The 11300-nt window shown below is 70.2% G+C and carries 10 protein-coding genes and 2 tRNA genes; 8 read left to right on the top strand and 4 right to left on the bottom strand.

What is annotated here, in order from left to right; genetic code table 11:
* Positions 1-165 precede the first annotated feature (165 nt).
* Positions 166-897 (top strand): hypothetical protein, encoded by a 732-nt coding sequence (locus tag ABZ801_RS27125; RefSeq protein WP_360702789.1) that lies wholly within the window; start codon positions 166-168, stop codon positions 895-897.
* A gap of 104 nt (positions 898-1001) precedes the next feature.
* Here the strand turns inward: ABZ801_RS27125 and ABZ801_RS27120 are convergent, their stop codons facing one another.
* Positions 1002-1718, bottom strand: coding sequence for a ferritin-like domain-containing protein (locus ABZ801_RS27120; RefSeq protein ID WP_360702785.1), 717 nt, complete (start codon positions 1716-1718; stop codon positions 1002-1004).
* A 166-nt stretch (positions 1719-1884) separates the two neighbouring features.
* Between ABZ801_RS27120 and ABZ801_RS27115 the strand changes: the two genes are divergently transcribed.
* Positions 1885-2367, top strand: a complete 483-nt coding sequence (locus ABZ801_RS27115) for a VOC family protein (protein WP_344952602.1) — start codon at positions 1885-1887, stop codon at positions 2365-2367.
* Positions 2368-2369: 2 nt separating this feature from the next.
* Here ABZ801_RS27115 and ABZ801_RS27110 read toward each other — a convergent pair whose 3' ends face one another.
* The 3 genes from ABZ801_RS27110 to ABZ801_RS27100 all read right to left on the bottom strand — a co-directional run bounded on the left by ABZ801_RS27110 (position 2370) and on the right by ABZ801_RS27100 (position 4819).
* A complete protein-coding gene (locus ABZ801_RS27110) occupies positions 2370-3386 on the bottom strand; it encodes an LD-carboxypeptidase (RefSeq protein WP_360702782.1) in 1017 nt (338 codons plus the stop codon).
* A 192-nt stretch (positions 3387-3578) separates the two neighbouring features.
* Positions 3579-4367, bottom strand: a complete 789-nt coding sequence (locus ABZ801_RS27105) for an endo alpha-1,4 polygalactosaminidase (RefSeq protein WP_360702779.1) — start codon at positions 4365-4367, stop codon at positions 3579-3581.
* A 378-nt stretch (positions 4368-4745) separates the two neighbouring features.
* Positions 4746-4819: transfer RNA gene (locus ABZ801_RS27100), tRNA-Pro, on the bottom strand.
* 185 nt (positions 4820-5004) lie between these two features.
* Between ABZ801_RS27100 and ABZ801_RS27095 the strand changes: the two genes are divergently transcribed.
* From ABZ801_RS27095 to ABZ801_RS27070, 6 genes are all read left to right on the top strand, one after another.
* Positions 5005-5078, top strand: a tRNA-Gly gene (locus ABZ801_RS27095).
* A gap of 857 nt (positions 5079-5935) precedes the next feature.
* Positions 5936-6373 (top strand): hypothetical protein, encoded by a 438-nt coding sequence (locus ABZ801_RS27090; protein WP_360702777.1) that lies wholly within the window; start codon positions 5936-5938, stop codon positions 6371-6373.
* A gap of 72 nt (positions 6374-6445) precedes the next feature.
* Positions 6446-6535 carry a K(+)-transporting ATPase subunit F gene (gene kdpF / locus ABZ801_RS27085; RefSeq protein ID WP_360702774.1) on the top strand — a complete coding sequence of 30 codons (90 nt, stop codon included), beginning with the start codon at positions 6446-6448 and terminating at the stop codon, positions 6533-6535.
* A complete protein-coding gene (gene kdpA / locus ABZ801_RS27080; protein ID WP_360702772.1) occupies positions 6535-8202 on the top strand; it encodes a potassium-transporting ATPase subunit KdpA in 1668 nt (555 codons plus the stop codon). Before kdpF ends, kdpA begins: the two co-directional genes overlap by 1 nt.
* Entirely contained in the window at positions 8202-10379 is a 2178-nt protein-coding gene (gene kdpB / locus ABZ801_RS27075; RefSeq protein WP_360702770.1) for a potassium-transporting ATPase subunit KdpB, read from the top strand. The genes kdpA and kdpB overlap by 1 nt, the downstream gene beginning before the upstream one ends.
* A gap of 7 nt (positions 10380-10386) precedes the next feature.
* Entirely contained in the window at positions 10387-11295 is a 909-nt protein-coding gene (locus ABZ801_RS27070; RefSeq protein WP_360703117.1) for a potassium-transporting ATPase subunit C, read from the top strand.
* The last annotated feature ends 5 nt before the right edge of the window (positions 11296-11300 follow it).

The following is an 11300-nucleotide window of genomic DNA, read 5'->3' as shown; positions in this document are numbered from 1 at the left end:
GCCATGTTCGCCGCCGTGGTCGGCCCTTCCGGTTGAAACATGTCCGACCTGCGCGTTCGCCGTGACGCGGGGGCAGGAGGAGGCGTCAAAAGTGTCACTTGACATTCACTTGGCATGGGCGCACCCTGGAATGAGTCCGGTCCTGTCGACGACCTTGGGGGAGCAATGGCGGACTTTCCGGACGGCGGCCCCGCAGCGGGGCGTGACCGCCGCAGTCAGGCCAGGCACCTGCTCGACGCGATGGGGCAGGCCAAGATCATCAGCGAGGGCCAGTTCAGCGCGCTCGGCATGATCATCACCGACGCGTCGCTCAGCGCCGACGAGGCGACCCTTGTCGAGGTGCAGGACGGCCTGCAGTGGCTGCACCGCGGCTACCTGGACGTTCCCAACCTGGACGGCGACCAGCGGGAACGCCGCGGCCGCATCCTCGGCCTCATCGACTGTGTGCAGTGGGCGCTGCGCCGCCTGCCGTCCGGGCTGCAGTTGGGCCTACACCCCGACGGGCACGCGGCGCGCTTCCTGGTCGCCGTCGCCCGCCGCCAGGGCATCTCCAACAAGCAGCTGGCCGCCGAGCTCGGCACCGACGAGACCGAGATCAGCCGGGTGGGCCGCCGCCTGCTGTCGGCGGGCGTGGTGTGGCGGCGCAAGGAGTGGCGCCACAACGCCTGGGACCTCACCCCGCGCGGCCGCCAGTACCTGGAGAGCGCCGGCCTGCTGCCCGACGCCGCCCTGGTCGAGGGGCCGCCGGAACGCGCCGCCGGCGACCGTCCGTCCCGCACCGCCGCGGACGCGCCCGACCGTCCGCCCGCCCACGTCCCCCGCCGCCGTGGCCACGACGCCGAACCGCGCGGCCGGCAGGACACCGACCCGTCCCGCCCCAGCCGCGGCCACCGCTGAAACGGCGGCGGACCGGCGCCGGGAACGTCCCCCGCGCCGGTCCGCCCCACTGTCCGCTCACCTCATACGAGACGTCCGCTCCGCGCCGACGGCCGGGCAGGAGGTCAGCCACGGCGGAGCGTCGCGGCGGCCTCGCGGGCCTCGGCCAGCACGTCGCCGACGAAGCGGCGGCGGGTCAGGCCGAGGACGCGCAGCGCCCGCCCGTGGTCGGCGGCCACCACCGCCGCGGTCACCGCGGTGACCGCCTGCCAGCCGAGGATCAGCGCCGGCCGCCCGGTCACCGGCAGGGCCGAGCGCAGCCGGTCGCAGTGGAACGGGACGTGGCGGCGCTCGTCGTCCAGCAGCCGCCCGGCGACCTCGGTGGTGAGCGGATCCGTGGTCCCGTCACGCAGCGCCCGGTAGTAGCCGAGCGCGACGACCTCGGCGACCATCAGCACCAGCAGTTCCAGCCGCAGGCCGAACGCGCGCCGCACCCGCACGAACACCGTGTCGCTCCAGTGCCCGGAGATCGTCGTGGCACCGGCCGCCCGCAGCAGCGCGGCCAGCAGCCGCGCGTGCTCGCGCTCCTCCGCCACGAACAGCCGCACCGCCGCGCCGTAGTCGCCGCCGCCCGCCTTGGCGATCAGGTTGGCGCCGTCACCGTCCTCGCCGACCTGGAACCGCTGGACGCTGCGCACCACCGCCGGATGCAGCCGGGCCCCGCGCTCCCAGGGCGGGTCGGGCCGCCGTCGCCGCCGATGCGCCTCCTGTTCGAACCCCTCGCGCCAGCGCGCGAACGGGCCCGCCGCGCCCTGAGCCTTCGTGCCGTCCATGGGGGTCATGCACGCTCCTCGTCTCGGACGATCTGATCCCACCCAAACGGTGTGATCGGGATGTTTCGTCGAGAAGTTGTGTGCGGTTCGCGGGAATCGGCGTGGGGAGCGATGAGTTCGCCGGCGGCGGCCGGTCGGTACCTGTGACACTCGACGACGGCAGGGAGGCACCGCGATGGCCACCGAGGGATTCACCACGTGCCTGTGGTTCGACGGGCAGGCCGAGGAGGCGGCCCACTTCTACACCTCGATCTTCAAGGACGGCCGGATCGGGCGGATCGGCCGCTTCACCGAGGCCGGGCCGGGACCGGCCGGATCCGTGATGACGGTCGAGTTCGAGATCAACGGGCAGCGCTTCGTCGGCCTGAACGGCGGCCCGGAGTTCACCTTCAACGAGTCCGTCTCGTTCCAGATCCACTGCGCCGACCAGGCCGAGGTGGACCACTACTGGAACCGCCTGCTCGAGGACGGCGGCCAGGAGTCGGAGTGCGGCTGGCTGAAGGACCGGTTCGGCGTGTCCTGGCAGGTCGTCCCCGACGGGCTCGTCGAGCTGCTCGCCGACCCGGACCCGGAGAAGGCGCAGCGGGCCGCCGCGGCGATGTACACCATGGCCAAGATCGACATCGACGCGGTCCGCAGGGCGCATGCCGGGGAGTGACGCTACCGGTCATCGATGACGCCGGGCTCCACGGTCAGCGTGCCCGCCGCGGCGTCGACGGCCGCCCGCGCGCCCAGGGGCACGGTCAGCTGCCCGCGGCCGTGCCCCAGCCGCAGCCCGCCCAGCACCGGCACGCCCAGGTCGCCGAGCCGGTCCCGCAGGACGCCCACGGCGTCCCACTCACCCGGGTCGGCGACGCTGTCGGTGATCTGCCCGATCACGACGCCCCGCACCCCCTTCAGCGCACCCGCCCGGCGCAGATGCGTCAGCATCCGGTCGATCCGGTACGGCGCCTCGCCGACCTCCTCGAAGAAGAACACCGCGCCGCGCAGCGCGGGCAGGTCGCCCGCGCCGATCGCCGCGTCGACCAGCGACAGGTTCCCGCCGAGCAGCGGCCCCCGCGCCCGCCCCGGCACCATGACCGCCGCGGCCGTCTCCGCCGGATCGCGGGTGAGCACCACCGGCCGCGTCGTCATCACCGCCGCCCGCAGCGACTCCGCCGACTCCGGCCCTAGGCGACGGTCGTTCCAGGCCACCATGGGCCCCTGGAAGGTGACCAGCCGGGCGGCCCGCCACAGCCGCGCCTGCAGGCTGGTGATGTCGCTGAACCCCACCACCACCTTCGGGTGACGCCGCACCGCCCGCAGATCGAGCCGGTCGACGATCCGCTGCGTCCCGTATCCGCCGCGCGCGGCGAACACCCCCCGCACCCCCGGATCGTCGAACGCCTCCTGCAGGTCGGCGAGCCGGTGTTCGTCACGCCCCGCCAGATAGCCGTACCGGTCGAACACATGGCCCCCCAGTTCGACCGTCAGCCCCCAGCCCCGCAGAATCTCCACGCCCCGCTCGACCTGCGCCGGATCGGGCGTGCTCCCCGGCGACACCACCCGCACCCGATCCCCGGGCCGCAGCATCGGCGGCCGCACGACCCGCCCGGCCGCCGCCCGCGCCGGCGAGCCCGGCACCAGCAGCCCCCCGGACGTGACCGCCCCCGCCCCGAGCACATTCCGGCGAGACATCCCACCGCGGGATCCAGCCATGAACCCTCCTCGCCGAAAGCACTCAGCCGATCAGAGGATTATGCAGCCCGCATCCCCGGCTGAAAACCCATGAAGCCAATACCCGCATGTCGGACGCCGCGCCGCCAATGCGCATCCGTTTCACGCCCGCCTTTCACCTCACCTGATCAGCGAGCCGGGCACCGGATGCCGCTAGGCGCAGGGAGCACGCCACCGATCGAGATCGAGGCGCTTACGCATCGAACTGAGCCCGAGACGGCGGCTCTGCTCGCAGAACGCCGACGGCGGCAGCTCATATTCGACGTGCAGGACGGCCTTGCCCGCGCGGACGAACGGGGCCAGCCGATGGCATTCCTCGAACTGCGCGCACTGCTCGTTCACGGCGAAGTCGAAGTCGCCGACCAGTTCGGGGATCTGCGGCAGGTCGTTCTTCAGCCCGACCGACAGGTTGCGCTCGTGCGCCAGGTTCGCGATGAACCGGTTGTAACGCAGCTGGTCGGCACCGGTGAGCGGGAACCCCGTGTCGGACGCGTAGCCGTCCACCAGGTCGGGCTCCACGGCGTCGAACCCCTTGGCGCGGCACATGTCGAAGCGCCGGGCCATGATGGGGCCGAGGACGTCGATACGCCGGATGTCCAGCCAGCGTTCCCCTTCCCAGCCGTTCCCCTTGCCCAGCACCTCCCGCGGAAAGCGCCCGTAGTCGGGACGAAACGATTCGGCGGCCCCCACGTTGATGTAGCAGATGACCCGGCGCCCTTTGTCGTGCAGCCCCCGCACAACGTCCGCGCTGTTCTCAAACCCGTCGATGTCGTAAACGGGCACGTCCACGCTCGTATCGACGGGACTCTTCAGCTGCCACTCCCACGCCGTCCGCGGTGACGGCGCCCACCGCGCCACTCGCTCCCGCTCCGGCCCCTCCGACGCCGAGCACCCGGCAAGGACCGCCACCAGCAGCAGCAGAACGATCGACCAACCCCTCACCGCCCCACCACAGCAAGGAAACAGCCGAAACCCGACACGCCCAGCCCAGGAAAACACCCTGCAGTTATAGCGGCACCCACAGGACCCAAGAGCCTCTGGCCCGACTTGTAGCCGCCGATGTGCCCGGAGCGCAGGTCGTGCAGTCGTGCCGAGTGTGCAGCGCGCTGGAGACCCCGGTCAGATTGATCTCACAAGCCATATCGCAACGCGAAATGACCAGAATCACTCTGCAGGCGTGACCGGATCCCCACGTCACAACTCCCACCGAGCAGTCGACGCCCGGTCCCTCGCATCGCTCTGCCCGAATGCCCCTGCACAAGCGCTCAGGCCGCAGGGGCCTGCGGGGCGAGCGAAGGCTCGCCCCAGACGCGCTACTTGTCGGGCTGGCGGGATTTGAACCCACGGCCCCCGGCACCCAAAGCCGGTGCGCTACCAAACTGCGCCACAGCCCGTCCACCACCGAGGAGGACTCTGCTCCAGGCGGCGACGCGTGCAGTCTAGTGCCGATCAGCCTCGCGCGCTCGTCCCAAAGCCATGGGCCCCCCGCCGCCGGCCGCCCGCCGCCGGTCACGACCGCCCCGGAAAGCCTGTACGCTACGGGATGGCGGTCACGAGGCCCTGCCTCACCGGTCCGCTCGCGGGCGTAGCTCAATGGTAGAGCCCCAGTCTTCCAAACTGGCTACGCGGGTTCGATTCCCGTCGCCCGCTCCAAAGTCCCCGCAGGTCAGAGCCCTGCGGAGCGCGCCTGTAGATCACCCCACTGATCATCTATCACCCACCTATCACCGGGATTCAGCGCGATCAGGTGGCACTGAGGTTCATCAGCCGCATCCAGCGCGATCTCTCCGACAGCCTCCGATGAACCCTGATCGGACGCGTGAAGATCGCAGAGAGGTGGGCGCCGGCACGCTTGGCGCCCACCCCCTCCTGCCGTCAGGAGGACGGCCGCTCCGCTCCTGCGACTCCGAGAAGCCTGTGCAGGTCGGGGGTGACCACCCGATAACGGTTGCTGCTGCCCGACCTGACCTGACGTCCTATCGCCGAACTACTGTCGGAAGTAGTCACCGTTCCTGCTGAATCATGGAAACGGCGGGCCATCAGGCGGCCAGGCCGAGGACGGTGAAGCCGACCTCCTGGAGCACAGGGATGAACGCCTGGAGCTGGTGGGCGAGTACGGCGACGGACCGGTGGTCGACGAAGCGCACTCACCTTGCGGACCTTGACTCACTGAGGACGCGGCCGCACGTTCGGCAGGCTGGGCGGAACGGCTTGATCACGGGCCGTGCGGGGCGGCACCGCCTGGGATACGGTCCTGCCCATCTGCCCATCCGCGCATGGCCGAGTGTGCAACCGGCATCGGGGATCGCCTGTTCCAAGGGGGCTGTGGTGCCGTGGCAACCGCGGGCCGGAGTGGGCCCGTGGTCAGGCGGCCGGTGTTAAGGATGTGTTAAGGCTTCGGAGTTGGGCGCTAAGAACGCATCAAGGTGCATCGCATTGTCGCAGATGTAGCGCTTTACTCCTGGGGTGCCCCGGAAGTAGGGGTGCGATACAGCCCCTGGGAGATAACGATGGACCGCCTTGAAGCATCCGCTTGGGCGCTGTCTCGCGGTGCTTTCAGCGTGTTCGTTGTCGCGGTCGTGTTGAAGCAGGTGTCCTGGCAGATCGCGTTCGTCGTGCTGATGAGTGCGGTGGCGGTGTGGGCGTTCCGCGCGCCCGCTGCCGTCGGGGCCGTCCTGGGTGTGATCGCGTGGATGGTCCATCTCGGCTTCGACATCAACAAGAACGGCGAGCTGGTGCATATCGGGGCGGCTGACGCGCCGCGGCTCGCAATTCTGGTCGGTGTCGGCGTTGTCTCGACGCTGGCGGGAAGGCCCTTCCGGACGTGGGTTGCACATGGGACCTCCCGCTCGCGGGAAGCAGGTGTCACCGAAAATGCTCGCCTCCCTGTGGGCGTGTCTCGGGAAAGGGTCCCGGGATGTGCGATCGAGGAATCGAGAGATGTCTGATCTGGCGTTCATTGTGCTGACGGTGGCGGTGTTCGCGCTGTTGGCGCTGGTGGTGAAGGCGGTCGAGCGACTGTGAGCGTGGAGAACGTGGTCGGTCTGGTGCTGGCCGTGCTGCTGACCGTCTTCCTGGTGGCGGCCCTTCTTTTTCCGGAGCGTTTCTAGTGGGGTCCACGACGGCGGGGATCCTTTTCCTGGGATCGCTCGTGCTCGCCTTGGCGCTGGTTTACCGGCCGCTGGGCGACTACATGTACCGGGTGTACTCCGGGAGGCGGCACCTGCGCGGTGAGCGCTGGATCTACCGGTTGGTGGGGGTCAAGCCCGACACCGAGCAGCGCTGGGGCGTCTACGCCCGGAGCGTGCTGGCGTTCTCGGTGGTCAGCGTGCTGTTCCTGTACGGGTTGCAGCGGCTGCAGGACCGTCTGCTGCTGAGCCTGGGCATGGATCCGGTCAAGCCGGACCAGGCGTGGAACACCGCGGTCAGCTTCGTCACCAACACCAACTGGCAGTCGTACTCGGGTGAGTCGACGATGGGGCACCTGGTGCAGATGGCCGGGCTGGCGGTGCAGAACTTCGTGTCGGCGGCGACCGGCATGGCCGTGGCGATCGCGCTGGTGCGCGGGTTCGCGCGCACCAGGACCGACCAGCTGGGCAACTTCTGGGTGGACCTGACCCGCGGCACCGTGCGGATCCTGTTGCCCATCGCGTTCGTCGGCGCGCTGATTCTGGTCAGCGGCGGGCTGGTGCAGAACTTCTGGAATCCCGCCGATCACACCGTGAACACCATTGCCGGCGGTACGCAGGCCATCACCGGCGGGCCGGTGGCCAGTCAGGAGGTCATCAAGGAGCTGGGCACCAACGGCGGCGGCTTTTACAACGCCAACTCCGCGCACCCGTTCGAGAACGCCACGTCCTGGACGAACTGGCTGGAGATCTTCCTGATCCTGCTGATCCCGTTCGCGTTGACCCGCACGTTCGGGCGGATGGTCGGGCAGGTGCGGCAGGGGTATGCGATCGCCGCGGTGATGACCGTGCTGGCGTTGGTCAGCGTGTCGCTGACCATGCTGTTCCAGGGCATGCATCACGGCACGGTGCCCACGGCGGTGGGGGCGGCCACGGAGGGCACCGAGGCGCGGTTCGGGGTGCTGAACTCGGCGGTGTTCGCCGTGTCCACCACGCTGACCTCGACCGGCGCGGTCGATTCCTTCCACGATTCCTACACCAGCCTCGGCGGGATGATGCCGCTGGTGAACATGATGCTCGGGGAGGTCGCGCCCGGCGGTGTGGGCGCGGGGCTGTACGGGATGCTGATCCTGGCGGTGGTCACGGTGTTCGTGGCCGGGCTGATGGTCGGCCGCACCCCCGAGTACCTGGGCAAGAAGATCGGCGCCCGGGAGATCAAGTTCGCGTCGATGTACTTCCTGATCACGCCGATTCTGGTGCTGGTCGGCACGGGGGTCGCGATGGCGACCGACAGCGGCCGGGAGGGGATGCTCAACTCCGGGCCGCACGGGCTGAGCGAGGTGCTGTATGCGTTCACCTCGGCGTCCAACAACAACGGCTCGGCGTTCGCCGGGCTGACGGTGAACACGGTGTTCTACGACACGGCGCTGGGGTTGTGCATGGCGCTGGGCCGGTTCCTGCCGATCATCTTCGTGCTGGCGCTGGCCGGGTCGCTGGCCCGCCAGGGACGGACGCCGGAATCCGACGGCACCCTGCCGACCCATCGGCCGCAGTTCGTCGGCATGGTCGCCGGCGTGACGGTCGTGCTGGTCGCGCTCACGTTCCTGCCCGCGCTGGCGCTCGGGCCGCTGGCTGAAGGAATCCACTGATGAGTACACGGACGCTGAGCCCGTCACCGGCCCCGGCGCGGACGCCCACCCCCAAGGGCGGCGGCAAGGTCTCCGGAGGACTGCTCGATCCCCGGCAGCTGGTGCGGTCGCTGCCGGACGCGGTGCGCAAGCTCGACCCGCGCACGCTGTGGCGCAACCCGGTCATGCTGATCGTCGAGGTCGGCGCCGTGTGGACCACGGTGCTGGCGGTCGCCCGGCCGAGCTGGTTCGGCTGGCTGATCACGATCTGGCTGTGGCTGACGGTGATCTTCGCGAACCTGGCCGAGGCGGTGGCCGAGGGACGCGGCAAGGCACAGGCCGACTCGCTGCGCCGGGCCAAGACGGACGTGATGGCTCGCCGTCTGGTCGGCTGGACCGCCGGTCGGGCCGGGGCGCGTGAGGAGCGGGTGGGCGCGCCGGAGCTCCAGCAGGGCGACATCGTGGTGGTGGACGCCGGTGAGATCATCCCTGGCGACGGGGACGTGGTCGAGGGCATCGCCAGCGTGGACGAGTCGGCCATCACCGGCGAGTCGGCCCCGGTGATCCGCGAGTCGGGCGGCGACCGGTCCGCCGTCACCGGCGGCACCAAGGTCCTGTCGGACCGGATCATCGTGAAGATCACCCAGAAGCCCGGGCAGAGCTTCATCGACCGGATGATCGCCCTGGTGGAGGGGGCCAGCCGGCAGAAGACGCCCAACGAGATCGCGCTGAACATCCTGCTGGCGGCGCTGACGATCATCTTCCTGCTGGCCACCGCCACGCTGCAGCCGCTGGCGATCTACTCCAAGGGCAACAACCCCGGCGTGCCCGACTCGCCGGCGCTCAACGCGCACGGGGTCAGCGGGATCGTGCTGGTGTCGCTGCTGGTGTGCCTGATCCCGACGACGATCGGCGCGCTGCTGTCGGCCATCGGCATCGCCGGGATGGACCGGCTCGTGCAGCGCAACGTGCTGGCGATGAGCGGACGCGCCGTCGAGGCGGCGGGCGACGTCAACACCCTGCTGCTGGACAAGACCGGCACGATCACCCTCGGCAACCGGCAGGCCGCCGAATTCGTCCCGCTGGACGGTGTGACGGAGGACGAGCTGGCCAGCGCGGCGCAGCTGGCCAGCCTCGCCGACGAGACCCCCGAGGGCCGGTCGGTCGTGGTGTTCGCCAAGCAGCGTTACGGGCTGCGCGAGCGCACGCCCGGCGAGCTGACGCACGCCACGTGGGTGCCGTTCAGCGCCCAGACCCGCATGTCCGGCGTGGACCTGGACGAGTCCGGCGACGGACGCCCGGACCGGAGTCTGCGCAAGGGTGCGGCCGGCGCGGTGGCGGACTGGGTGCGCGAGCAGGGCGGGACCGTCCCGCCGCGGCTCAGCGAGATCGTCGACGGCATCTCCGCCTCGGGCGGCACGCCCCTGGTCGTGGGCGAACTCGTGGACGGCTCCGCCCGTGTCCTGGGGGTGATCCATCTCAAGGACGTGGTCAAGCAGGGCATGCGCGAACGCTTCGACGAGATGCGCGCCATGGGGATCCGCACGGTGATGATCACCGGGGACAATCCGCTGACCGCCCGGGCGATCGCCGAGGAGGCCGGGGTGGACGACTTCCTGGCCGAGGCCAAGCCGGAGGACAAGCTCGCCCTCATCAAGAAGGAGCAGGAGGGGGGACGCCTGGTCGCGATGACCGGCGACGGCACCAACGACGCGCCCGCCCTCGCCCAGGCCGACGTCGGGGTGGCCATGAACACCGGAACCTCGGCCGCCAAGGAGGCCGGGAACATGGTGGACCTGGACTCCGACCCGACCAAGCTCATCGAGATCGTCGAGATCGGCAAGCAACTGCTGATCACCCGCGGCGCGCTGACCACGTTCTCGATCGCCAACGACATCGCCAAGTACTTCGCGATCATTCCCGCGCTGTTCGTGGGGCTGTTCCCCGGGCTGGACGCGCTGAACGTGATGCGGCTGCACAGCCCGCAGTCGGCGATCCTGGCCGCGGTGATCTTCAACGCGCTGGTCATCGTGGCGCTGATCCCGCTCGCCCTGCGCGGGGTCAGGTACCGGCCCGGCAGCGCCTCCAAGCTGCTGTCGCGCAACCTGTACGTCTACGGCCTGGGCGGGATCGTGACCCCGTTCATCGGCATCAAGCTCATCGACCTGATCGTCCAGTTCCTTCCTGGGATGTCCTGACATGCGTATGCCAAGTTGGATTCGCCGGCACCTGGCCGCCGTGCGCGCGCTGCTCGTGTTCACGGTGGTGCTCGGCGTCGCCTACCCGCTGGCCGTCTGGGCGGTCGCGCAGTTCCCCGGCCTGAACGACAAGGCGAACGGGTCGATCGTCAGGTCGGCCGACGGCCGGCCGGTGGGCAGCCGTCTCATCGGCCAGTCGTTCACCGACAAGGACGGCAACCCGCTCAGACAGTACTTCCAGAGCCGCCCGTCCGCCGCCGGCGACGGGTACGATCCCACGTCCACCGGCGCCGGCAACCTCGGCCCCGAGGACATCCTCGACACACTGCCGGTTCCCGGCGCCAAAGATGAGGAAGGCAACCCGGACGAGGGGAAGCAGAGCCTGCTCACCCAGGTGTGCGAGCGCAGCAAGACCGTGGGGGAACTGGAGGGCGTGAGCGGTGCCCGGCCGTACTGCACCCCTGACGGGGTGGGGGCGGTGCTGAAGGTGTTCGGCGCGCGCGCCGCGGGCGGGTCCGTCCCCAAGCCGACCCGTGTGGTGAGCGCCAACCAGGCGTGCCCCGCCCGGCCGTTCCTGGCCACCTACAAGGGCGTACAGGTCGAGTGCGCCAGGCCGGGCGAGGACCTGGCAGCCGGGCTGACCGTGCCGATCCGCGGGGACGCGCCCGCCACGCCGAGGGTGCCCGCCGACGCGGTCACCGCCAGCGGCAGCGGCCTGGACCCGCACATCAGCCCCGCCTACGCACGGCTCCAGGCGCCGCGTGTCGCCAGGGAACGAGGCGTCCCGGTGACCCAGGTGGTGGCGGCCATCAAGCGCAACGAGACGGGGCGCACCCTCGGGTTCATGGGCGAGCCCACGGTGAACGTCCTCCAGCTCAACCTTGACCTGGACAGGACCCATCCCTTCCACGGATAGACAGG

The organism is Actinomadura sp. NPDC047616 (genome assembly GCF_040642915.1).
Lineage (GTDB): Bacteria > Actinomycetota > Actinomycetes > Streptosporangiales > Streptosporangiaceae > Spirillospora > Spirillospora miaoliensis.
Note: the sequence above shows the minus strand (reverse complement) of the source record. Positions and strands in the feature narration are given on the sequence as shown.